Genomic DNA, 26586 nt, shown 5'->3' with positions numbered 1-26586 from the left:
ACCGCGTGACACCACGGCCTTGCAGGGCCGTCATGCGGTCGGCGAACCGGACCGGCTCGCGCACGTGCCGCACCCAGTACTCCGGATCGGTCAGGTCGTCGGTCGCGCCGGTGACGATCGGCAGCCGCGGCGCCGAGAACGTCAACCCGCTCACGACCTGCCGGAACTCGTCCAGCATCGGCTCCATCAGCGCCGAGTGGAAGGCGTGCGACACGCTGAGCCGCTTCGTCTTGCGCCCGCGGGACGCCAGTTCGGCCGCGGCCGCCAGAACCGCGGACTCGTCGCCGGACAGCACGACCGAGTCCGGCGCGTTGACGGCGGCGAGACACACCCGCTCGCCCAGCAGCGGCGAGACCTCGTCCTCACCGGCCTGCACGGCGACCATCGCCCCGCCGGGCGGGAGGGCCGCCATCAGCCGCGCCCGCGCGGCGACCAGCTTGCCGGCATCGGCCAGCGAAAGGATCCCGGCGACGTGCGCCGCCGCCAGCTCGCCGATCGAATGCCCGGCCAGGAAGTCCGGCCGGACGCCCCACGACTCCAGGAGCCGGAACAGGGCCACCTCGACCGCGAACAGCGCGGGCTGCGTGTAACCCGTGTCGTCCAAGGACTCGCCCGAGATCGCCTCCGCCAAGGGAAAGTCGAATTCGGCGCACACCGCGTCGAAGGCCGACGCGAACACCGGGAAGGCCGACCGCAGCCCGGCACCCATCCCGATCCGCTGGGAACCCTGACCGGAGAACAGGAACGCGATCTTGCCCGCCTTGCCGACGACACCGTCCACAACGGACGGAGACGGCGTGCCGGCCGCCAGCGCGTCCAGCGCGGTCAGCGCCGAAGTGGTGTCACCGGCCAGCACGACGGCCCGGTGCTCGAACGCCGACCGCCCGGTGACCAGCGACAGCGCGGTGTCCGCGAGCGGCGCGCCCGCTGCCAGGTGCTCCCTAAGCCGGACGGCCTGCTCCCGCAGCGCTTCGCCGGAGCGGGCCGAGAGCGCGAGCGGAACCACGCCGTCCACCGCGGTCGCCGCGGCGGGCTCGGAGTCGTAGCTCTCCAGGATCACGTGCGCGTTGGTGCCGCTGATGCCGAACGACGACACGCCGGCCCGGCGCGGAGTCTCCCCCGCCGGCCACTCGACGTTCTCGGTGAGCAGTTCGACCGCTCCCGAAGACCAGTCGATGTGCGGCGACGGCGAGTCGACGTGGACCGTGCGCGGCAGCAGCCCGTGCCGCATCGACAGGACCACCTTGAGCACCCCGGCGACGCCGGCGGCGGCCTGGGTGTGGCCGATGTTCGACTTCACCGAGCCGAGCCACAGCGGGCGCTCACGGTCCTGGCCGTAGGTCGCCAGCAGTGCGTGCGCCTCGATCGGGTCGCCCAGGGTGGTGCCGGTGCCGTGCGCCTCGACGACGTCCACTTCGGACGGTGTGAGCCCGGCGCTCGCCAGCGCGGCTCGGATCGCCTGCTGCTGGGCCGGGCCGTTGGGCGCGGTGAGCCCGTTGGAGGCGCCGTCCGAGTTGACCGCCGAGCCGCGAACCACCGCCAGCACCGGGTGCCCGTTGGCCAGCGCGTCCGACAGCTTCTCGACGAGGACGAGCCCGACGCCTTCGGACCAGCCGGTGCCGTCGGCCGCCGCCGCGAACGGCTTGCACCGCCCGTCCGGCGCGAGCCCGCGCTGGCGGCTGAACTCGAGGAACATGCCCGGGGTCGACATCACCGTCACCCCGCCGACCAGCGCCAGCGAGCATTCGCCGCGCCGCAGCGACTGGGCCGCCCAGTGCAGCGCGACCAGCGACGACGAGCACGCCGTGTCGACGGTGACCGCCGGGCCCTTGAGCCCGAGCTGGTAGGCGACCCGGCCGGAGATCACCGCGGTCGAGTTGCCGGTGAGCAGGTGCCCTTCGACGCCGTCGGGCAGCGCGGTCAGGCCGGAGCCGTAGCCGGTGGACGTGCCGCCGACGAAGACCCCGGCTTTCGTGCCGCGCAGGGAAAGCGGGTCGATCCCGGCGCGCTCGATCGTCTCCCACGCCGTTTCGAGCAGGAGCCGCTGCTGCGGGTCGGTGGCCAGCGCCTCGCGCGGGCTCATCCCGAAGAAGCCCGGGTCGAACTCGGCGGCGTCGTAGACGAAGCCGCCCTCGCGGACGTAGCTGGTGCCCGCCTGCCCGGCGTCGCCCGAGTACAGCGCCGCCGGCCAGCCGCGGTCGGCGGGGAAGCCCGCCATGCCGTCGCCGCCGTCGGCGAGCAGCTGCCACAGCTGTTCGGGGGTGCGGACGCCGCCGGGGAACCGGCAGCCCAGCCCGATCACCGCGACCGGTTCGGCGTCTCGCTCCTCTACATCGCGCAGCCGCTGGTTCGCCGCGCGCAGGTCGGTGGTGACCTTCTTGAGGTAGTCGAGCAGCTTCTTCTCGTTGTCGGAGGTCACGCCCCGAACTCCTTGTCGATCAGGTCGAACAGCTCGTCGGCGGAGGCGGCCGCCACTTCTTCGTCCAGCTGCGGCTTGCCGGTCCACCAGTCCAGGAGGCTTTGCAGCCGCTCGGTGATCTCCTCGCGGCCTTCGAAGCCTTCGGGCAGCGCGGCGAGGGAATTGCGCAGCTCGTCGACGGCGCCGGTCGCGGAAGGTGCGGCCGGGGCGATCTCGGCGAGCAGGTAGCCGGCCAGCTCGCGGACCGTCGGGTAGTCGAACACGAGCGTCGCGGGCAGCCGCTTACCCGCGACCGCGCCGAGCCGGTTGCGCAGTTCGACCGCCGTGAGCGAGTCGAACCCCAGTTCCGAGAACGCCTTCGCCGGGTCGATGTCCATTGTGGACGCGTGGCCCAGCACCGCGGCGACCTGGCCGGAGACCAGCTCCGCCACGACGTCCTCGCGATCCGCGGCCGGGGTCGCGGCCAGCCGCTCGGCCAAGCTCGCGGGCGCGGCCTCGGCGACCGCCGTGACCGCCCGGCGCGCCGGTGCGGTGGCGAACCCGCGGAACAGCGGCGCGCCCGAGGACGCGAGCGCGGCCGGGTCGACCCGCATCGGCACCACGGCCGCTTCCCCCGAAGCGATGCCCGCGTCGAGCAGGGCGAGCCCGAGTTCGGCGGACAGCGGCAGCAGGCCCGCGCGGGCCATCCGGCTCAGGTCCGTCTCGGTCAGGCCGCTGGTCATGCCGGCGGCGGCCGACCACGGGCCCCACGCGAGCGCCACCGCGGGCAGCCCGAGGGCGTGCCGGTGGGTGGCGAAGGCGTCGACGAAGGCGTTCGCGGCCGCGTAGTTCGCCTGCCCGGCGCCGCCGAACAGGCCGGCGGCCCCGGAGAACAGGACGAACGCGGTGAGGTCGGCGTGCCGGGTCAGCTCGTCGAGGTGCACGGCGGCGTCGACCTTGGGCCGCAGCACCTTGTCGAGGCGGGCCGCGTCCAGGGAGCCGACGACGCCGTCGTCGAGCACGCCGGCGGTGTGCATGACGGCCCGCAACGGGTGCTCGGCGGGGATGCCGTCGAGCAACGCGGCGAGGGCGTCGCGGTCGGCCGCGTCGCACGCCGCCACCGTGACGGTCGCGCCCAGTGCGGTCAGCTCGTCCCGCAGCTCGGCCGCCCCCTCGGCGGCGAGGCCGCGACGGCTGGTGAGCAGCAGGTGGCGAGCGCCGTGCTCGGTGACGAGGTGCCGGGCCAGCAACCCGCCCAGGCCGCCGGTGCCGCCGGTGATGAGGACCGTGCCGTCGGGGTCGAGCGGCGCGGGGACGGTCAGCACGACCTTGCCGACGTGCTTGGCCTGCTGGAGGTGCTTGAACGCCGCCGGGGCGCGGTGGACGTCCCACGCGGTGACCGGAATCGGGCGCAGGACACCCCGGCCGAGCAGGTCGAGGACCTCCCGGAGCATCTCGGCGATCCGGTCGGGCCCGGCCTCGATGAGGTCGAACGCCTGGTACCTGACTCCCGGGTGTTCCCCGGCGACGACAGCGGGGTCGCGGACGTCGGTCTTGCCCATCTCCAGGAACCGGCCGCCGCGCGGCAGCAACCGCAGCGACGCGTCCACGAACTCCCCGGCCAGGGAATCGAGGACGACGTCGACGCCCCGGCCCTCGGTGGCCGCGAGGAACCGGTCCTCGAAGTCCAAGGTCCGCGAGGACGCGATCCGGTCGTCGGCGAGGCCGTGCTCGCGCAGGGCGCCCCACTTGCCGGCGCCCGCGGTGCCGAACACGTCGGCGCCGAGGTGCCGCGCGAGCTGGACCGCGGCCATGCCGACACCGCCGGCCGCGGCGTGGACCAGGACGGTCTCCCCCGGCTGGACGCGGCCGAGGTCGACCAGCGCGTAATAGGCGGTGAGGAACACAATCGGCACGGACGCCGCTTCGGCGAACGTCCAGCCGTCCGGGACGCGGGCGACGAGCCGCTGGTCGGCGACGGCCTGGGGCCCGAACGCGCCGGGGAACATGCCGAGCACCCGGTCACCCACCTCGAGCCCGGTCACGCCCGGGCCGACTTCGGTGACGACGCCCGCTCCCTCCAAACCCATCTGTCCGGCCTCGCCCGGGTACATGCCCAGTGCGTTGAGGACGTCGCGGAAGTTGACGCCCGCCGCGCGGACCGCGATCCGCACGTGCCCGTCCGGCAGCGGGCCCTCGACCTCGGGGCACGGCAGCAACGTCAGGTTCTCGAGCGTGCCCTTGTCGACGACGTCCAGTCGCCACGGTCCGTCCGCCGGGGCGGCGAGCACCCCGCCGGCGGTTTCCGCGCGCACCAAGCGGGCCGCGTGCGGTTCACCGTCGCGAAGGGACAGTTGCGGCTCGCCGGTGGTGAGGGCGGCCGGGATCGCGGAGCAGGAAGCGTCCTGGCCGTCGACGTCGACCAGCAGGAACCGGCCGGGGTTCTCGGCCTGGGCCGAGCGGACCAGGCCCCAGACTGCGGCGTTGGCGAGGTCGGTCACCTCGCCACGATGCGCGACCGCGCCGGACGTGACGAACACCAGCTTCGCCGCTTCCAGGGTGTCTTCGGCCAGCCAGCGCTGCACGGTGCCCAGGGCTCGCGCGGTGGCCGCGCGGACCGCGCTCGGCAGATCAGCCGTCCGGTCCGGCACGAGCGGCGCGAACACGACCTCCGGTGGCGTGTCCCCTTCGGCGACCAGTGCGTCGATGTCCACATAGGACTTCAGTGGGCCGGCCGTGCCGAGCTGGACGCCGAGCTTGTGCGGGTCCGGGCCCAGGACGGCCCACGTCCCGGTGTCCGGTTCGGACCCGCCGGTCAGCGGGACCCAGTCCACTTGGAACAGCGAGTCGTGCACTCGCTTGGTCTCGGTCAGCAGTTCGGCCGAAACCTGACGCATGGCCAGCGAGCCCACGGTGGCGACCGGGTGGCCCGCGGCGTCGGCGATGGTCAGCGCCAGAGCGTCCGGGCCGGCCAGGCTGAGGCGGACGCGCAGTGCCGCGGCGCCGGACGCGTGCAGGGTGACGTCCGACCAGGAGAACGGGAGCCTGCTCTGCCCGGATCCGGCCAGGGGCAGGTAGAGCAGGGCTTGCAGCGCGGCGTCGAGCAACGCCGGGTGCAGCCCGAAGCGCCGTGCGTCTTCGCTGGCCGGTTCGGGCAGCGCGATTTCGGCGTAGACGTCGTCGCCGTGGCGCCAGGCGGCGGTCAGGCCGCGGAAGGCGTCTTCGTAGGCGAACCCGCCGGCCGCGTAGGTGTCGTAGAAGTCCTCCACGGCAAGGGGTTCCGCCTTAGCGGGCGGCCACTCGGTCAGCGGTTCGCCGGGTGCACCGGCTTCGACGGCGAGCAGGCCGGTGGCGTGCAGGATCCACTCTTCGTCACCTTCGCCACGCGAGTGTGCGGAAAACGCCCTGCTGCCGTCTTCACCGGGGGCACCGACCGAGCACTGCAGCTGGACGCCGCCGCGCTCGGGCAGGACCAGCGGTGCGGAGAGGGTCAGCTCCTCGACGCGGGCGCAGCCGACCTGGTCCGCGGCGCGGACGGCCAGCTCCAGGAACGCCGTGCCCGGCAGCAGCACCTGCCCCATGACCTCGTGCCCGGCCAGCCACGGGTGCGTCGACAGCGCGAGCCGGCTGGTGAACAGGACCTCCGCGGACCCGGCCACGGAGACCGCCGCGCCGAGGAGCGGGTGGTCGACCGCGGTGAGGCCGGCGGCGGTGACGTCGCCGACCGGCAGCCCGGTCAGGTGCGGCCAGAAGCGCCGGTACTGGAACGCATACGTCGGCAGGTCGACCCGGCGCGCGCCGGTGCCGGCGAACACGGCCGTCCACTCGGGACTCTGCCCGTGGACATGCAGCTCGCCGACCGCGGCCAGCACGGTGGTCCGTTCGTCGCGGCCTGCGCGCAGGGTGGGCACCGCCACGGCCGCGTCGACCATCGGCGTCAGGACGGCGTCCGGTCCGATCTCGACGAACCGGTTGACGCCCAGGCCGTGCAGGGTCGTGACGGCGTCGGCGAACCGCACGGCCGCGCGCACCTGGCCGACCCAGTACTCCGATGTGGACACGGACGTGACCGCACCGGTCACCGTGGACACGACCGGCAGGTTCGGCTCGGTGTAGGTGATCCGCTCGGCCACCTTCGCGAACTCGTCCAGCATCGGGTCCATCAGCGGCGAGTGGAACGCGTGGGAAACGGTGAGCCGCTTGGTCTTGCGGCCCAGTGCGGTGAAGTGCGCCTCGATCTCGCCGAGAACGCCCGCGTCGCCGGAGACCACTGTGGACGCCGGCCCGTTGATCGCGGCGATGCTCACCGTGTCCGTGAGCAGCGGCGTGACCTCGTCTTCGGTGGCCGACACGGCCAGCATCCCGCCTCCGCGGGGCAGCGCCTGCATGAGCCGGCCGCGCGCGGCGACCAAGCGGCACGCGTCGGCCAGGGAGAACACCCCGGCGACGTGCGCAGCGGCCAGCTCACCGATCGAATGCCCGGCCAGGTACTCGGGGTGCACGCCCCAGGACTCCAGCAGCCGGAACAGCGCCACCTCGACCGCGAACAGCGCGGGCTGGGTGTAGCCGGTCTCGTTCAGCAGGTCTTCGTCGCCGAAGACGACCTCGGCCAGCGGCCGGTCCAGCTCGGTGTCGAAGTGCGCGCACACCACGTCGAACGCCTCGGCGTACATCGGGTATTCGTCGTACAGCTCACGGCCCATGCCAAGCCGTTGCGCACCTTGCCCGGTGAACAGGAAGCCGATCCGGCCTTCGCTCGTCGGGCCGGGCAGAGGTCCGTCGACGAGATCACGCAGGCCTTGCAGCAGGTCTTCGGTTTCGGTGCCGATCACCACCGCGCGGTGCTCGAACGCCGACCGGCCGGTGGCCAGCGACCAGCCGGCGTCGGCCGGCCGTTCCCCTCCGAGGTGGTCGGCCAGCTGTGCGGCCTGGGCCCGCAAGGCCGCCTCGGACCGTCCTGAAAGGACCCAGGGCACCGGGCCCGACCACGTCGGTTCGGCCACCGACGGCTCTTCCGGAGCTTGCTCGACGATCACGTGCGCGTTGGTGCCGCTCACGCCGAACGACGAGATCCCGGCTCGGCGCGGGTGCCCGTTCGGCGCCCACTCGACGGCGTCGGCGAGCAGCCGCACGTCCCCGGAAGTCCAGTCCACGTGGGACGACGGGACGTCGGCGTGCAGGGTCTTCGGCAGCACGTCGTGGCCCAGCGCCAGGACCATCTTCATGATCCCGGCCGCACCGGCGGCGGCCTGGGTGTGCCCGATGTTGGACTTGACCGAGCCGAGCCACAGCGGCCGCTCGCGATCCTGACCGTAGGTGGCCAGGACGGCCTGCGCCTCGATCGGGTCACCCAGCACCGTGCCGGTGCCGTGCGCTTCGACAGCGTCCACTTCGGACGGGCGCAGCCCGGCGTCGGCCAGCGCGGCACGGATCACGCGCTGCTGCGACGGGCCGTTCGGTGCGGTCAGGCCGTTCGACGCGCCGTCCTGGTTGACCGCGCTGCCGCGGACCAGGGCGAGCACCGGGTGGCCGTTGCGGCGCGCGTCGGAAAGTCGTTCGAGGAGCACCATCCCGGCGCCTTCGCCCCAGCCGGTGCCGTCGGCGTCGTCGGAGAACGCCTTGCAGCGGCCGTCGAGCGCGAGCCCGCGCTGGCGGCTGAACTGGATGAACCCGGACGGCGTCGACATGATCGTGACGCCGCCGGCCAGCGCGAGGGAGCACTCCCCCGCCCGCAGCGCCCGCGCGGCGAGGTGCACCGCGACCAGCGACGACGAGCAGGCCGTGTCGACCGTGACGGCCGGGCCTTCCAGGCCGAGTGCGTAGGAGATCCGGCCGGACACCACGGATCCCGCGTTGCCGGTCATGGTGTAGCCCTCGACACCTTCGTCGTCACCGAGCGCGAGCAGCGGGGTGTAGTCCTGCCCGTTCGAGCCGGCGAACACCCCGACCGGGCCGCCGCGCAGCGACGCCGCGTCGATCCCGCCGCGCTCGACGGCTTCCCACGCCGTCTCGAGCAGCAGGCGCTGCTGCGGGTCCATGGCCAGGGCTTCACGCGGGTTGATGCCGAAGAACGCGGCGTCGAACCGGCTGGCGCCGTCGAGGAAGCCGCCGCGGCGGGTGTAGGACGTGCCCTGGTGGTCGGGGTCGGGGTCGTAGAGCGCGTCGAGGTCCCAGCCGCGGTCGTCCGGGAAGTCCGTGATCGCGTCCGCGCCTTCGGACAGCAGTGCCCAGAGGTCCTCGGGTGAACGCACCCCGCCGGGGAACCGGCACGCCATCGAGACGATGGCGATCGGGTCGTCCTCGACGGCCTTCGGCGTGACGTCCACTGTGGACGTCGATTCGGCCGGTTCGCCCAGCTCGGTCTTGAGGTGCGCGACCAGCGCGGTCGTCGTCGGATGGTCGAAGATGAGCGTCGCGGGCAGCTTGAGCCCGGTGGCCGCGGACAGGCGGTTGCGCAGGTCGACCGCGGTGAGCGAGTCGAAGCCGAGGTCGGTGAACGCGCGGTTCGGCTTGACCTCGCCCGGCCCGCCGTAGCCGAGGACGCCGGCGACCTGGGTGCGGACGAACTCCAGCACGTCACGCTCGTTGACGCTCTGCGTCTGCTCCGCCGCGCTTTCCATCGCCGCGCGGGCCTCGGGGATGCCGAGCAGCAGCGGGCTCGGCCGGACGGCGGTGAACGACGGCACGTACCGCGCCCAGTCGACGCCGGCCACGGTCAGCGTGGTCTCGCCGTGGTCGAGCGCCTGCTGCAACGCGGCGATCGCCAGCTCCGGGTCGAGCGCCCGGATGCCGCCGAGGCGCTGGCGTTCGGCGACGGCGGCGGCGTCGGCCATCCCGGTGTCGGCCCACGGACCCCACGAGATCGACGTCGCGGCCAGCCCGAGCGAGCGCCGGTGCTCGGCGAGGGCGTCGAGATAGGCGTTGGCGGCGGCGTAGTTTCCCTGGCCGGGGCCGCCCCAGACGCCGGCCGTCGAGGCGAAGGAGACGAACGCCGTCAGGTCCAGGTCCTTGGTCAGCTCGTGCAGGTGGAACGCGGCGAGGGCCTTGGGCTTCAGCACCGCCATCAGCCGGTCCGGGGTGAGCGAGTCCAGCACGCCGTCGTCGAGGACACCGGCGGCGTGGACGACGGCGGTCGGCGGGTGCTCGGCCAAGACCGCGGCGAGTGCGTCGCGGTCGGCGACGTCGCAGGCCACGACGGTCACGCGGGTCCCAAGCCCGGCGAGTTCTTCGCACAGTTCGGCCGCGCCCGGGGCGTCCGCGCCACGACGGCTGGTGAGCACCAGCCTTTCCGCGCCACGGCCGGCCAGCCAGCGGGCCACCTTGGCGCCCAGTCCGCCGGTCCCGCCGGTGATCAGCACCGTGCCTTCCGGCGTCCACTCGCGGGCCGGCTGCGTGTCGCTCAACGGCGACCGCAGGAGCCGGCGGGCGAAGACACCGGACGCGCGGACCGCGACCTGGTCTTCGTTGCCGGCGAGCGCCGCCGCCACCCGGGCGACCGCGCGGTCGTCGAGGTCGGCGGGCAGGTCGAGCAGGCCACCCCAGCGGCCGGGGAGCTCCAGCGCGGCGACGCGGCCGAGACCCCACACCGGCGCCTGGGCCGGGTTGCGGAGGGCGTCGGCCTTGCCGGTCGACACCGCGCCGCGCGTGAGCGTCCACAAGGGAGCGTCGCCGAGGGACTGGATCAGCGTCAGCGTGTCGACGAGCCCGCGGTAGGACACGTCGGTTCCCAGCAGGTTCACGATCCCCGCCGGTTCGACGTCCCCGATCCGCTCGGCCAGGGTGGCCCGGTCGATCCCGGGCTCGGCCTCGACCGTGACGACCTCCGCACCGAAGCGCTCCAGCGGAAGGGTGTCGTCGCCGGGGCGGCGGATGACGAGCCAGGTGCCTTCGAGGCGCGGCGAGGTGTCGACGTTGACCGGCTGCCAGCCGACTCGATAGCGCCAGTTGTCCACTGTGGATTCTTCACGGCGTTGCCTGCGGTAGGCGGCCAGCGCGGGCAGCAGTCCTTCGACGGCCGCCGCGTCCAGTCCGAGCGTCTTCGCCAGTTCGCCGGCGTCGTCGCGTTCGACGGCCGTCCAGAACCCGGCGTCGGCGGCGTCCTCGGAGATCGCGGCGACGTCGCCGGGGCCGGGCAGCGTCGGCCAATAACGCTGCCGCTGGAACGGATAGGTCGGCAGGTCCACAATGGACCCGGTCAGCGCAAAGTCCACGTCGACACCGCGTGTCCACAGCTCGCCGGCCGAGGTCAGGAAGCGGGCGAGCCCGCCTTCGCCGCGGCGCAGCGAGCCGGTGACCACGGCGTCGTCGAGGGTGCCGGCGATCGCGGTGCCCAAGACCGGGTGCGCGCTGGACTCGACGAACACGTCGAAGCCCTGCTCGCCGAGCGCCACGGTGGCCGGCGCGAAGAGCACGCGCTGCCGCAGGTTCCGGTACCAGTACGCGGCGGTCAGCTCGGTGGTGTCGAGCCAGTCGCCGGTGACGGTCGAGTAGAACGGGATCGTCGCTGCACGCGGGGTGACCGGCGCGAGGACGTCGAGGAGTTCGGCCTCGATGGCTTCGACGTGCTCGGAGTGCGACGCGTAGTCCACCGCGACCTTGCGGGCGCGGACGCCGTCGGCCTGGTAACGAGCCACCAGCTCGTCGACCTGCTCCGGGTCGCCGGAGACGGTGACCGCGGCGGTGCCGTTCAGCGCGGCCACGGACACGCTCGGCGGCAGCTCGATGTCCTCGGCCGGGAGAGCCACGGACGCCATCGCGCCCCGGCCCGCCAGCGACGTCCGGATGACCTGGCTGCGCAGGGCGACCACACGTGCGCCGTCTTCCAGGGAGAGCCCGCCGGACACGCAGGCGGCGGCGATCTCGCCCTGGGAGTGGCCGATGACGGCGTCGGGGCGGACACCGTAGGACTCCCACAGCGCGGCGAGCGACACCATGACCGCCCAGCAGGCGGGCTGCACGACGTCGACCCTGGTCAGGGCCTCGGCGTCGCCCAGGACGTCGGTCAGCCGCCAGTCGACGAACGGTTCGAGCGCGGCCGCGCACTCGGCGAGCCGGTCGGCGAACACCGGCGCGGCTTCGGCGAGTTCGAGGGCCATGCCGACCCACTGGGAGCCCTGGCCGGGGAAGACGAACACAGTCTTGCCGGGGGTCCCGGCGACCCCGCGCACGGCAGGATCGGCCAACCCGGCAAGCAGTTCGTCCCGGCCGGCCCCGACGACGACGGCCCGGTGCTCGAAGGCCGACCGAGTGGTGGCCAGCGACACCGCGACATCGGTGACGTCTGCATCCACTGTGGACAACAAATCAGCTTGCCGCCGCAACGCATCGGCCGTTCGGCCGGACAGCAGCCACGGCACCGCGACCGGAGTTTCGCGCTCGGGTCGTTCCGCGGTGTTTTCCTTGGCTTGTTCCAGGATCAGGTGCGCGTTCGTCCCGCTCATCCCGAACGACGAGACCCCCGCCCGGCGTGGGCCGTCGGCGAGCCACGGCCGGGTCTCGGTGAGCAGGCTGACGTCGCCGGCCGTCCAGTCGACGTGCGGGGACGGGACCTCCGCGTGCAGCGTCTTCGGCAGCACGCCGTGCCGGATGGCCTGGACCATCTTGATCACGCCGCCGACGCCCGAAGCCGCCTGCGCGTGCCCGACGTTGGACTTGAACGACCCCAGGTACACCGGCCGGTCGCGGTCCCGGCCGTAGGTGGCGATGATGGCCTGCGCCTCGATCGGGTCGCCCAGCTTGGTGCCGGTGCCGTGCGCCTCGACGACGTCCACTTCGGACGGTTCCAGGTGTGCGTTGGCCAGCGCCCGCCGGATCACCCGTTGCTGCGACGGCCCGTTCGGGGCGGTGAGGCCGTTGGACGCGCCGTCGGAGTTGATCGCGGAGCCCTTGATCACCGCGAGGACGCGGTGGCCGTTGCGCTCGGCGTCGGACAGCCGCTCCAGCATCAGCATCCCGGCGCCCTCGGCCCAGCTGGCGCCGTCGGCGTCGGCCGAGAACGGCTTGCTGCGGCCGTCCGCGGCCAGCGCGCGCTGACGGCTGAACTCGACGAGGGAAACCGGGGTCGACATGACCGTGACGCCGCCGGCGAGCGCGAGGGTGCAGTCGCCGTCGCGCAGCGACTGGCACGCCCAGTGGATCGCGACCAGCGACGACGAGCACGCGGTGTCGATCGAGACCGCCGGGCCTTCCAGCCCGAAGGTGTAGGCGACGCGGCCGGACAGCACGCTCGGCGAGTTGCCGGTGCCGAGGAAGCCTTCGAAGCTGTCGGTCGCGGCGCCGAGCAGGCCGCCGTAGTCCTGGTAGGTGATGCCAGCGAAGACGCCGGTGCGGCTGCCGCGCAGCGTGGCCGGGTCGAGCCCGGCGCGTTCCATCGACTCCCAGGACACTTCGAGCAGCAGGCGGTGCTGCGGGTCCATCGCGACGGCCTCGCGTGGGCTGATCCCGAAGAAGCCGGGGTCGAACGCGCTCGCGTCGTGCAGGAAGCCGCCTTCGCGGGCGTAGCAGGTGCCCGGCGCGTCGGGATCGGTGTCGTAGAGGGCCTCGAGGTCCCAGCCGCGGTCGGTCGGGAACGGCGAAATCGCGTCGCCGCCCTCGGCGACCAGCCGCCAGAGGTCGTCGGGATCGGCGATGCCGCCGGGGTAGCGGCAGGCCATGCCGACGATCGCGATCGGCTCGTCGACCCGGGCGACGGTCTCGGCGTGTTCCTCTTCCGCGCCGAACAGCTCGGCGTGCAGCGCCTTCGCCAGCGCCGCCGGGGTCGGGTGGTCGAAGACGGACGTCGCGGGCAGGCGCAGGCCGGTGACGGTGTTCAGCGCGGTGCGCAGCTGGACGGCGGTCAGCGAGTCGACGCCGAGTTCCTTGAACGCACGGTCCGCGCCGACCGCCTCGGGCCCGGCGTGACCGAGGACGAGCGCGGCTTCGGTCCGGACGATCTCCAGGAGCGCCCGGTGCCGGTCGATCTCGGGCAGCCGGGCGAGCTTCTGGTGCAACGCGTTGCCCGCGTCGGCCACCTGGGCGACCACCCGGCGGGTCTTGACCTTGGCCGGGACGTTCTCGACGGTGCGGAGCGCGCCCCGCGTACCCAGCAGGTCGAACGTCTCGCCGGAACGGTACGCGAGCGCACTGTGCGCGACGGCTTCGAGCACCGCGGTCTGCGCCGCGACCAGGCCCTCGCCGCCCGCGGTGGTCAGGACCACGAGGTCGACGTCCAGCTCGGCGAGGTTGAAGGCGATGTCGGCACGGTCGCGCAAGTCGGCCACGCCGTCGGCGAGTCCGATGTGGACGGCCGTGGTGACGTCCGGGACGGTCTTGAGCGCCCGCGCCAGTTCGTAGCGGTCGGCCGGGTCGCAGGCGACGGCGTCCGGCAGGTCCGCGTCACCGAGCACGACGAGCCGCTGGACACCCCGGTTCTCGACGAGGTGCCGCGCGACGGCGGCACCCAGTTCGCCGGACGCCCCGGTGAGCAGCACGGTCCCTTCGGGCTTCCAAGCTTCCGGGGTGACCGCGGTGGTCCGCGGCTCGTAGGTCACGCCGTCGCGGACCGCGAGCCGATCTACGTCAGGCTCGACGGGTGCACCGTCGACGAGGGCGAACCGGCCCGGGTGCCGCGCGAGCACCGGCTCCACGGCACCCCAGACGGCGGCTTCCACGACGTCCGGCACCTCGTCGGGGCCGAGCGCGACCGCGCCGCGGGTGACGAAGACGAGCCGCGAACCGGCGAACCGCGGATCGGCCAGCCAGGACGTCACCAGCGCCAACGCCCGCTGCGCCGAGGCCCAGACGGCCCAGGTGAGGTCGTCGGTGTCCTCGGGACGGCAGGAGGCGAAAACGACCTCGGGCACCCCGTCGGCGGCGGCCAGTTCGGCGAACTCCCGATAGGTGGGCATCCCCGCCAACTCCAGGTCACCGATCGCCGCGGCCGGTCGTGAGTGTGAAACCGGGTTAGAACACTGTTTCTCACTCACGACCCACTCGACGCGGTGGTGCGTGGTGGCCGCACGAGGGGCCGCGGGGCGCAGGACCACCGACTCGGCCACGGCCACGAGCCGGCCGGTCGGGTCCGCCAGCGTCAGCTGGACCGCACTCCCCGTCCGGCGCAAGCGGACCCGCAGCTCGGTCGCACCCGTCGCGTGCAGGCTGACGCCCGACCACGAAAACGGCAGCACGTCCGCCAGGCCGGCGAACGCCAACGCGTGCAGTGCCGCGTCCAGCAGCGCCGGGTGCAGCCCCCACTCCTCGGTGGCGGTTCCGGCGGGCAGCGCCACCTCGGCGAACACGTCGTCGCCGACGCGGTACGCGGCCCGCAGCCCCTGGAACGTCGGCCCGTAACCGAAACCGGCCGCGGCCCGTTGCGAGTAGAAGTCCTCGACCGGCAGCGCGCCCGCGGGCGGCCACTGCGTCAGATCGTCCGAAGTGGACAGTCCATTAGCGAGAGTGCCCGAGGCGTGCCGGACCCAGCCGTCGCCGCGGGTGTAGATGCCGAACGCCCGCCGGGTTCCCTCCGGGGCTTCGACGCGGACCTGCACCGGTACGCCGCCGTGCTCGGGCAGGACCAGCGGGGCCTCCAGAACCAGCTCCTCGACCTGTTCGCAGCCCACCTCGTCGGCCGCGCGCAGGGCCAGCTCCACGAACCCGGCGCCCGGGAACAGGATCTCGCCGTGCACCCGGTGCTCGCCCAGCCACGGCGCGGTGCCGGCCGAAAGCAGCCCGGTGAGCACGATGCTGTCCGCGCCGGCCAGCTCCACCGACGCCGAGAGCAGGCCGTGCGACGCGCCGGACTGGCCGAGCGACGCCGGGTCGCCGTCGACGTCCGGCACCTCCAGCCAGTACCGCTCGCGCTGGAACGGATACGTCGGCAGCTCGACGCGCGCGCCATCGCCGACGATCCGGGTCCAGTCCACGCCGCCGCCGTCGACCTGCAGCTCGGCCAGCGCCGAGAACAGCGTGCGGGCTTCGGGGCGGTCGGCCCGCAGCGCCGGCACGGCGATCCCGTCCACGGACTCCGCGACCATCGCGGAGAGGACGCCCGCCGGGCCCAGCTCCAGGAACCGCGTCACCCCGCGGCCGGCCAGCGTGCGGACGCCGTCGGCGAACCGGACGGTGGCACGGACCTGCCGGACCCAGTACTCGGGGTCGCCGAGGTCGGTGGCGATCTCACCGGTGACGTTCGACAGCACCGGGATCGCCGGCTCGTGGTAGGTCAGCCCGGCGGCCACCGTGCGGAAGTCCGCGAGCATGCCGTCCATCCGGGCCGAGTGGAACGCGTGGCTCACCCGCAGGCGCCGGGTCTTCTCGAACCTCGCGGCGACATCGAGTACGGCGTCTTCGTCACCGGACAGCACGACCGACGACGGCCCGTTGACCGCGGCCAGCGACACGCCGTCGGTCAGCAACGGCGTGACCTCGGCTTCGGTGGCCGCAACGGCCACCATCGCTCCGCCCTCGGGCAGTGCCTGCATCAACCGCGCGCGAGCCGCGACGAGCGTGCACGCGTCCTCGAGGGACAGCACGCCGGCGACGTGCGCGGCGGCGAGTTCGCCGATCGAGTGGCCGCCGACGAAGTCGGGCTTCACACCCCAGGCTTCGAGGAGCCGGAACAGCGCGACCTCCACCGCGAACAGCGCGGGCTGGGTGAACGCCGTCTCGTCGAGCCGCTCCCCCGAGGCGATCGCCGTCCGCAGCGAACCGTCGAAGTGCGCGCACACCCCGTCGAAAGCGTCGGCGAACACCGGGAACTCGCGGTACAGCTCGCTTCCCATGCCGGCCCGCTGGGCGCCCTGGCCGGTGAAGAGGAACGCCGTCCGGCCCTTCGCGGCCGTCCCACGCACCACCGCGGCGGACTTGGTGCCGTCCGCCAAAGCGGTGAGACCAGCGCGAAGCTCGGCATCGCCGTCGGCCAGCACGACCGCGCGGTGCTCGAACGCCGACCGCGTCGCCGCCAGCGACCAGGCCAGATCGCCGAGGTCACCGGCGGGGTGGTCGAGCAGCCGGGCGGCCTGCGCCCGCAGCGCCGCCTCCGACCGGCCGGACAGCGCCAGCGGGACGAGCCCGGTGCGCCGCGGCCGCGGCAGCTCGGGTTCGGACGCGGGGGCCTCTTCGAGGATGACGTGCGCGTTGGTGCCGCTCACGCCGAACGCCGAAACGCCGGCCCGGCGCGGGTGCCCGTTCAGTGGCCACGGCACCGCCTCGGTGAGCAGTGCGACGTTGCCGGTCGTCCAGTCCACTTCGGACGACGGCATCCCCGCGTGCAGGGTCTTCGGGAGCAGCTCGCGCTGTAAGGCGAGCACCAGCTTGATCACCCCGGCGACGCCGGCCGCGGCCTGCGTGTGCCCGAGGTTGGACTTCAGCGACCCGAGCCACAGTGGACGATCGCGGTCACGGCCGTACGTCGCCAGCAGAGCGTGTGCTTCGATCGGGTCGCCGAGCCGGGTGCCGGTGCCGTGCCCTTCAACGGCGTCCACATCGGACGGTTCGAGGCCGGCGTCGGCGAGCGCGGCGCGGATCACGCGTTGCTGGGACGGGCCGTTCGGGGCGGTCAGGCCGTTGGACGCGCCGTCGGAGTTCACCGCGGACCCGCGCACCACGGCCAGCACGGTGTGCCCGAGCCGCCGGGCGTCGGAAAGCCGTTCCAGCACGAGCATCCCGGCGCCTTCGGACCAGCCGGTGCCGTCGGCGGCGTCGGAGTACGCCTTGCAGCGGCCGTCCGGCGCGAGGCCGCGCTGCCGGCTGAACTCGACGAACGCGGCCGGGTTGGCCATCACCGCGACACCGCCGGCCAGGGCCAGGGAGCATTCGCCCGAGCGCAGGGACCGGGCGGCCAGGTGCAGCGCGACCAGTGAAGACGAGCACGCGGTGTCCAGCGTGACGGCCGGGCCTTCGACGCCGAGGTGGTAGGCGATCCGTCCGGAAAGGACACTGCCGGCGTTGCCGGTGAGCAGGTGCCCACCGAGACCTTCCGGGGCCTCGCGCAGGCCGGCGGCGTAGCCGGAAACGCCCGCGCCGACGAACACGCCGGAGCTGGTCCCGGTGAGGGACCGCGGGTCGATGCCCGCGCGTTCCAAAGCCTCCCAAGAGCTTTCCAGCAGCAGCCGCTGCTGCGGGTCGGTGGCCAGCGCCTCGCGCGGGCTCATCTCGAAGAAGGCCGCGTCGAACTCGCCGGCGCCGGACAGGAAGCCGCCGTCGCGGGAGTAGCTCTTGCCTTCGGCGTCGGGATCGGGGTCGTAGAGGCCCTCGACGTCCCAGCCGCGGTCGGCGGGCCAGGCCGAGATGGCGTCGCCGCCGTCGGCCAGCAGCCGCCAGAGGTCTTCGGGCGAGGTGATGCCGCCGGGCAGGCGGCAGCTCATGCCGACGATGGCGATCGGCTCGTCGGCGGCCTCGACGCGCTGGGCCGGGACTTCCTCGTCGTCGCCGCCGAACAGCTCGCCGGTGAGGAAGTCCGCGAGGACGGTCGCCGACGGGTGGTCGAAGACCAGCGTCGACGGCAGCTTGATCCCGGTGGCCGTGCTCAGGCGGTTGCGCAGCTCGACCGCGGTGAGGGAGTCGAAGCCGAGGTCGCGGAAGGGCCGGTCCACGGCGACGGACGCCGGGTCGGCGTGCCCGAGGGCAGCCGCGGCTTCACGCTGGACGAGGTCCAGCAGCTCGTCCGCGGACAGCTCCCGGCGCCGGGTCTCCTCGACCGGGACGTCGAGGGCGGCGCGGACCTCGGGCAGGTCGCCGAGCAGGGCGCTGGCCCGGACCGCGGTGAAGCCGGGGGCGAACCGCGCCCAGTCGACGTCGGCGACGGTCACCGCGGTGTCGCCGGCTTCGACGGCTTGACGCAGAGCGGTGATCGCCAGGGCCGGCGCCAGGGGCCGGAGACCGCGGCGGCGCAGGTGGTCTTCCGCACCTTCGTCGGCGAGCATGCCGCCGCCCGCCCACGGGCCCCACGCCACCGACGTCGCGGCCAGGCCCGCCGCGCGGCGCCGGTGGGCGAGGCCGTCGAGGTAGGCGTTCGCGGCGGCGTAGGCGCTCTGGCCGCCGCTGCCCCAGACACCCGCGATGGAGGAGAACAGCACGAACGCGTCCAGCTCGCGGTCACCGAGGACGGCGTCCAGGTTCGCGGCGCCGGCCAGCTTGGCGGCGATGGCCTGAGCGAACTCGGCGGGGCCGAGATCGGCGAGGGACGCGGACTGGGCGACCCCGGCGGCGTGCACGACGGCCCGCAGCTCGTCGAGACCGTCGATCAGGCCGGCGAGGGCGTCGCGATCGGTGACGTCGCAGGCCGCGACGGTCACGATGACGCCGAGAGCGGTCAGTTCGTCGCGGAGTTCCGGCGCACCGGCGGCGTCGAGGCCCCGGCGGGAGGTCAGGACGAGGTGCTCGGCCCCGGCCTGGACCAGCCAGCGGGCGACCTCGGCGCCGAGTGCCCCGGTCCCGCCGGTGATCAGCACGGTGCCCCGCGGCTGCCACGCGCCTTCTGCCGCACCCGGTCGTGAGTGTGAAACAGGGTTAGAACGCTGTTTCACACTCACGACCCCGGTGGGCGCGCGGTCGAGGCGTGCGGCGAATACGCCTGAGTCGCGGACCGCGACCTGGTCTTCGGTGCCGGTGAGCGCCCCGGCGAGCCGGGCGATCGCGCGGTCGTCGAGGACCGCCGGCAGGTCGACCAGGCCGCCCCAGCGGTCGGGGTGCTCGAGCGCCGCGGTGCGGCCGAAGCCCCACAGCGCCGCCTGCGTCGCGCTGCGGACCGGGTCGGCGCCGCCGACCGAGACCGCGCCCGACGTCGCGCACCACAGCGGCGTGCCATCGAGTGTCTGGACGAGTTCGAGGGTCGCAGCGAGACCGGCCGGGATCCCCTCCGGCGTCGGGCGCTCGTCGAACGCGAGCAGGGACAGCACGCCCGCGAAGTCGCCGTCGGGCAGTTCGGCCAGGCGTGCGGGAACGCAGTCGAGGCCCGCGGTCAGGGCTTCCACGAAGTCCGGCTCGACGCCGTGCTCCGGGAGCACCAGCAGCCAGGTGCCCGGGGCTCCTCCGGTGTGCCCGGTCAGCGGACGCCAGTTCACAGCGTACCGCCACTTGTCTACAGTGGACCGCTCGCCGTGCCACCGGGCGAGCAGGGGCAACGCCGTTTCCAGAGTGGCCAGTTCGGTGGCGTCCAGAGTGGACGACAGCGCGGTCAGGTCGGCGTGCTCGATCGCCGCCCAGAACCCGTTGTCCGGTGCGGTCTCCGTGATGCGAGGCCAGTAGCGCTCCCGCTGGAACGGGTAGGTGGGCAGCACGACGAACCGCGCCGGCGGCACCACCGCGGCCCAGTCCGGCCCGCGGCCGGCGACGTGGAGGTGGGCCAGCGCGGTGAGCAGCGTCCGCTCTTCCGGGCGGTCCTTGCGCAGCGTCGCCGTCGCGGGCAGGGTCTCCTGCGCCAGCGCGGCGAGCACCCCGTCCGGACCCACCTCGACGCAGCCGGTCACGCCGAGCCCGGCCAGCGCGCCGACGGCGTCGGCGAACCGCACCGGCTCGCGGACCTGACGCACCCAGTACACCGGGGTCAGGATCTCGTCGCCGGCCAGGCGACCGGACACAGTGGACACCAGCGGGATCTTCGGCGGGTGGAAGGTGAGACCGTCGGCGACCGCCGCGAACGCGTCCAGCATCGGGTCCATCAGGGCCGAGTGGAACGCGTGCGACACCGCCAGCCGCCGGACCTTGCGACCCAGCGCGGCGAAGTGCCTTTCGACGGCTTCGACTTCACCTGACACGACTGTCGCTTGTGGACCGTTGATGGCCGCGAGACTCGCGCCGTCGCCCAGGACCGCGGCAACCTCGTCCTCGGTGGCCTGCACGGCCAGCATCGCGCCGCCCGCCGGCAGCGCCTGCATCAGGCTCGCCCGCGCGGCGACCAGCTTGCAGGCGTCCTCGAGGGACAGCACCCCGGCGACGTGTGCCGCGGCCAGCTCGCCGATCGAATGCCCGGCCACGTAGTCCGGCCGGACGCCCCACGACTCCAGCAGCCGGAACAACGCCACCTCGACCGCGAACAACGCGGGTTGCGTGTACCCGGTCTCGTCCAGCAGCTCGGACTCGCCGAAGACGACTTCCCGCAACGGGCGGTCCAGTGCCGAGTCCACCAGCGCGCAGACCGCGTCGAAGGCGTCGGCGAAGACGGGGAACCGGGCGTACAGCTCCGCCCCCATCCCGACGCGCTGCGAACCCTGGCCCGAGAACAGGAACGCCGACTTGCCGGCCGCCTGGACCCCCTGGACGACGTTCGCCGCGGTACCGCCGGCCGCGAGAGCATCCAACCCGGTCGCGAGTTCGGCGAAGTCCTCGCCGACCACGACGGCCCGGTGCTCGAACGCGGCGCGCCCAGCCAGACCGGCGGCCACGTCGGCGACATCGGCGTCCGGAAGCTGCAGCAGGTCACGGGCGACATCCCGCAGGGCGGCCTCGGACCGCCCGGACAGCACCCACGGCACGAGCCCGTCCGGAACGGTCGGGAACTCGGTGGCGGAAATACCTTCGAGGATCACGTGGGCGTTCGTGCCGCTGACGCCGAACGACGACACTCCCGCGCGCCGCGGACCCGTGTCCTCCGGCCAGGCCTGCGCCTCGGTCAACAGCGCCACCGCGCCGCCGGCCCAGTCGATGTGCCGCGATGGCTGGTCCACGTGCAAGGTCTTCGGCAGCAGGCCGTGCTCCAGTGCGAGGACCATCTTGATGATCCCCGCAACACCCGCCGCCGCCTGCGTGTGCCCGATGTTGGACTTCAGCGAGCCGAGCCACAGGGGCCGCGAACGGTCCTGGCCGTACGCCGCGATGAGGGCCTGCGCCTCGATCGGGTCACCCAGGGTCGTCCCGGTGCCGTGCGCTTCGACGGCGTCCACATCGGACGCTTCCAGCCCCGCCGAAGCCAGCGCCGCCCGGATCACGCGTTGCTGCGACGGCCCGTTCGGGGCGGTGAGCCCGTTCGACGCGCCGTCCTGGTTGACCGCCGAGCCGCGCACCAGCGCGAGCACCGGGTGGCCGTTGCGGCGCGCGTCGGACAGCCGCTCCAGCAGCAGCAGGCCGACGCCCTCGGCCCAGCCCGTGCCGTCCGCGCCGTCGGCGAAGGCCTTGCACCGGCCGTCTTCGGCCAGGCCGCCCTGCTTGCTGAACTCCAGGAACGCGCCCGGCGTCGTCATCACCGTGACGCCGCCGACGAGCGCCATCGAGGACTCGCCCGACCGCAGCGACTGCGCGGCCCAGTGCAGCGCCACCAGCGACGACGAACACGCCGTGTCGACGGTGACCGCCGGCCCCTCCAGGCCGAGCACGTAGGAGATCCGGCCGGAGACGACCGAGCCGGCGTTCCCGGTCCCGGCGTGCCCCTCGGAACCGCCTTCGCCTGCCTCGCGCAGTAGGGCCGCGTAGTCCTGGCCGTTGGTTCCGATGTAGACACCGACCTGGGAACCGCGCAGCGACAACGGGTCGATGCCCGCGCGCTCGAAGGTCTCCCACGACGTCTCCAGCAACAGCCGCTGCTGCGGGTCCATCGCCAGGGCCTCACGCGGCGAAATCCCGAAGAAGCCCGGGTCGAAATCGGCCACGCCGTCGAGGAAACCGCCGTGACGCGTGTAGCTGGTGCCGTCGTGGCCGCGGTCCGGGTGGTACAGGTCGGCCAGGGGCCAGCCGCGGTCCTCGGGGAACGTCGTGACGGCGTCGCGGCCGCCGGCCAGCAACTCCCACAGGTCTTCGGGCGAGCGCACCCCGCCGGGCAGGCGGCAGGCCATGGACACGATGGCGAGCGGCTCATCGTCGACGACGGCGGACCGCGTGACGACCGGGGTCGCCGCGGTCCCGGCCAGTTCGTCGCGCAGGTGGGCGGCGACGGCGGCCGGGGTCGGGTAGTCGAACACCAGCGTCGCGGAGAGCGGGCGCCCGGTCGCGGCGCCGAGGCCGTTGCGCAGTTCGACGGCGGTCAGCGAATCGACGCCGAGGTCCTTGAACGCTCGGCCGGGCTCGACCGCCTCCGGTCCGGCGTAGCCGAGCACGGCGGCGGCCTGCGCGCGGACGACGTCCAGCAAGAGCGCCTGCTGGTCCTCCGTGGACAGATCCGCCAGCCGCGCGGCCAGTGGCTGCTCGTCGGGAGTGCTCACCGCGTCCCGCGCCTCGGGCAGGTCGCCGAGCAGCGGGCTGGGCCGGGTGGTGGTGAACCCGGGGACGAACTTCGCCCAGTCGACGTCGGCGACGATCGGGGTCGGCTCCCCGCCGGCGATCGCGCGGCGCAACGCGGCGACGGCCAGACGCGGCGCCATCGGCGGCACGCCACCCCGGCGCATCCGGTCGGCGACCAGGTCGTCGGCCGCCATGCCGCTGCCACCCCACGGGCCCCAGGCCACGGACGTGGCCGGGAGTCCGGCGGCGCGGCGCTGCTCGGCCAGCGCGTCGAGCCCGGCGTTCGCGGCGGCATACGCGCCCTGCCCGACCGCGCCGAGGCTGCCCGCGAACGAGGAGAACAGCACGAACGCGGACAGCGCGCGGTCGCGGGTCAGCTCGTCGAGGTGCCGGGCGGCGTCGAGCTTGGGCCGGAACACGGTGTCGAGCTGGCCGGCGGTGACGCCGTCGAGCACGGCGTCGTCGAGCACCCCGGCGGTGTGGACGACGGCGTCGAGGTCGGGCAGCGAGTCGAGGAGCCCGGCGACGGCGTCCCGGTCGCCGACGTCGCAGGCGGCGACGGTGACCCGGGTGCCGAGCGCGGTCAGCTCGTCGCGCAGCGCCGTCGCGCCCGGGGCGTCGAGGCCGCGGCGGCCGGCCAGGACGAGGTGCCCGGCACCGCCCTCGGCGAGGGTGCGGGCGACGACCGCGCCCAGCGCACCGGTGCCGCCGGTGATCAGCACGGTTCCGGCGGGCGACCACGGTTCGGCGGCCGGGCCGGTGGTCCGCCGCAGCCGGCGGCCGAAGACGCCCGAAGCACGCAGTGCCACCTGGTCCTCGCCCGAGGTCAGGACGGCCGTCAGCCGGTCGAGGGCGCGGTCGTCCAGCTCGGCGGGGAGGTCGACCAGACCGCCCCAGAGCTGCGGGTACTCCAGCGCGGCGACCCGGCCGAGGCCCCACAGCGGAGCTTGCTCAGGGGCACGCAGCGGGTCGGACTGCCCGGTCGACACCGCCCCCTGGGTGGCGACCCAGATCGGCGCGGTCGCGCCGCGGACCAGCTCGATGGTGCGCAGCAGGGCCGTGGACGGATCGCCGTCCAGCGCCAACAGCGAAAGGACGCCGTCGGCGTGCTCGGGCACCTGGTCGGGCGTGACGGCCACGAACCCGCGGCGCACCAAGGCGTCGAGGATCGGTGACGTGAAGCCGTCCGGCACGACGGCCAGCCACGTCCCGGTGAGCGGGGCCGGCGCGGTCGGCACCGGGGCCCAGCCGATCCCGTACCGCCACCCGTCCACAGTGGACTTCTCTTGCCGCTGGGCGCGGTAGGCCGACAGGGCGGGCAGCAGTTCGCCGACCGCGTCCGCCGGGAGGTTCAGCACCTCGGCGAGCGTGCCGGTGTCCACTGCGGACCAGAACGCGTCGTCGCCGGCTCCGGTGGCGGGCGACGGCTCCAGCCAGTAGCGCTGCCGCTGGAAGGGGTACGTCGGCAGGTCGATTCGGCGCCCGCCGGGCAGGACGGCCGACCAGTCGGGTCCGTGGCCGGCCACGTGCAGCCGGGCCAGGCCGGTCAGCGCGGCCGTCGCCTCCGGCCGGTCGCGGCGCAGGAGCGGGGTGACGGCGGCGTCGGGCAGGCACTCCTGGGCGAGCGCGGCCAGCGCGCCGTCGGGGCCCAGCTCCAGGAAGCCGGTCACGCCGGCGTCGCTCAGCCAGCCGATGCCGTCGGCGAACCGGACGGCCTCGCGGACGTGCGAGACCCAGTAATCGGGCGAGGTCAGCCGGTCGGCGAGCGCACCGGTGACGTTGGAGACGACCGCGATCTTCGGCGCGTGGAAGGTGAGTCCCGCCAGGACCTGCCGGAACTCGGCGAGCATGCCGTCCATGCGGGCGGAGTGGAACGCGTGCGAGACGTCGAGGCGCTTGGTCTTGCGGCCGAGCCCGGCGAAGTGCCCGGCCGCGGCCAGCACGACGTCCTCGTCGCCGGACAGGACCAGCGAACCGGGAGCGTTGACGGCGGCGATGGAAAGGCCGTCGACCAGGTCGACCTCGTCTTCGGCCGCCTGGACCGCGACCATCGCGCCGCCGGCCGGCAGGGCCTGCATGAGCCTGCCACGCGCCGCGACCAGCGTGACCGCGTCGGCCAGGGACAGGACCCCGGCGACGTGCGCGGCGACCAGCTCGCCGACGGAGTGGCCGAGCAGGTAGTCCGGGACGTACCCCCAGGACTCGGCCAGCCGGTAGAGCGCCACCTCGACCGCGAACAGCGCGGGCTGGGTGTACGCCGTCTCGTCGAGGTGCTCGCCCGAAGCGATCACCGTCCGCAGTGGACGGTCGAGGTGCCGGTCGAACTCCGCGCACACCTCGTCGAAGGCGGCGGCGAAAACCGGGAAGCGGCCGGCCAGCTCGGCACCCATGCCGGCGTGCTGGGAACCCTGGCCGGTGAACAGGAAGGCCAGCTTCCCGGGCCGGACCGTGCCGCGCACCAGGCCGGGTGCGACGCCGTCCGCGGCGAGGGCGTCCAGGCCGCGCAGCAGCTCGTCCCGGTTCTCCGCGAGGACGACCACCCGGTCGTCCAGATCCGCTCGGCCGGTGGCCAGCGACCACGAGAGGTCGGCCAACTCGGCGTCGACGGACTTGAGGCTCGCGGCCTGCTCCCGGAGGGCGGCCGTGCCACGTGCAGAAACCAGGAACGGCAGGGGGCCCTCGACGACCGGCGGCTCTTTGATCGCGTCGGCCGCGGGTGCTTCCGCCAGCAGGACGTGGGCGTTGGTGCCGCTGACGCCGAACGCGGAGACCCCGGCGCGGCGGGGTGCGTCGCGCTCCGGCCACGGCATCGGTTCGCCCAGCAGCTCGACGGCGCCGGCCGTCCAGTCCACGTGGGACGACGGCTCGTCCAGGTGCAGGGTTCGCGGGAGGTGCCCGTGCCGCAGGGCGAGGACCATCTTGATGACGCCGGCCGCGCCGGAGGCGGCCTGGGTGTGCCCGATGTTCGACTTCACCGCGCCGACGCGCAACGGCCGGTCCGCCGGGCGGTGCTGCCCGTAGGTGGCCAGCAGCGCCTGCGCTTCGATCGGGTCGCCCAGCGTGGTGCCGGTACCGTGCGCCTCGACGACGTCCACATCGGACGGTGCCAGCCCGGCGGCGGTCAGCGCCGCGCGGATCACGCGTTGCTGCGAGGGACCGTTCGGGGCGGTGAGGCCGTTGGACGCGCCGTCGGAGTTGACAGCCGAGCCCTCGACCACGGCGAGCACCGGGTGGTTGCGGCGCCGCGCGTCCGACAGGCGTTCGAGCAGCAGCAGGCCGACGCCTTCGCCCCAGCCGGTGCCGTCGGCGGCTTCGGCGAACGGCTTGCAGCGGCCGTCGCCGGCCAAGCCGCCCTGGCGGGCGAACTCGAGGAAGACGGCCGGGGTCGACATGATCGTCGCGCCGCCGGCCAGTGCGAGGGAGCACTCCCCCTTGCGCAGGGCCTGGCAGGCGAGGTGCAGCGCGACCAGCGCGGACGAGCACGCCGTGTCGACGGTGACCGCGGGCCCTTCCAGGCCGTAGCTGTAGGCGAGCCGGCCGGACAGGACACTGCCCGCGTTGCCGGTGAGCAGGTGCCCGGCGACCTCGCCGGTCTCGGCGCCCAGGCCGTACCCGGACGGCGTCGAGCCGACGAAGACACCGGCCGAAGTCCCGGCCAACGAGCCGGGGTCGATGCCCGCGCGTTCGAAGACCTCCCACGAGACTTCGAGCAGCAGCCGCTGCTGCGGATCGGTGGCGAGCGCCTCACGCGGGCTGATGCCGAAGAACGCCGGGTCGAACGTCGTGGCGGTGTCGACGAACCCGCCGGTGCGCGCGTAGTCGCCGCCGGTGGTGTCCCAGCCGCGGTCGGCCGGGAACGGCGTCATCGCGTCGGCGCCGCTCTCGACGAGGTCCCACAGCTCCTCCGGGGAGGTCACGCCGCCCGGGAACCGGCAGCCCATCGCGACGATCGCGATGGGCTCCCGCTCCCCCGCCTCCAGGTCCTGGAGGCGTTGCCGGGTCTCGGCGAGGTCGGTCGTGACCCACTTCAGGTAGTCCCGGAGCTTGTCTTCGTTCACCAG

The 26586-nt window shown here is 73.9% G+C and carries 1 protein-coding gene and 1 pseudogene (1 of these 2 cut by a window edge); both read right to left on the bottom strand.

The window, feature by feature from the left end; translation table 11 throughout:
- Positions 1-2416: pseudogene (locus tag ACIQWX_RS27280) on the bottom strand (type I polyketide synthase) (its annotated part extends 6491 nt beyond the left edge of the window); the annotation flags it as partial.
- On the bottom strand, positions 2416-26586 hold the full coding sequence (locus ACIQWX_RS27275) for a type I polyketide synthase (protein WP_400877590.1): 24171 nt from the start codon (positions 26584-26586) through the stop codon (positions 2416-2418). The gene ACIQWX_RS27275 and the pseudogene ACIQWX_RS27280, both read right to left, overlap by 1 nt.

It is taken from the genome of Amycolatopsis sp. NPDC098790 (genome assembly GCF_044759945.1).
Lineage (GTDB): Bacteria > Actinomycetota > Actinomycetes > Mycobacteriales > Pseudonocardiaceae > Amycolatopsis.
The sequence above is the reverse complement of the archived record's forward strand: the minus strand, read 5'-3'. Positions and strand labels throughout refer to the sequence as shown.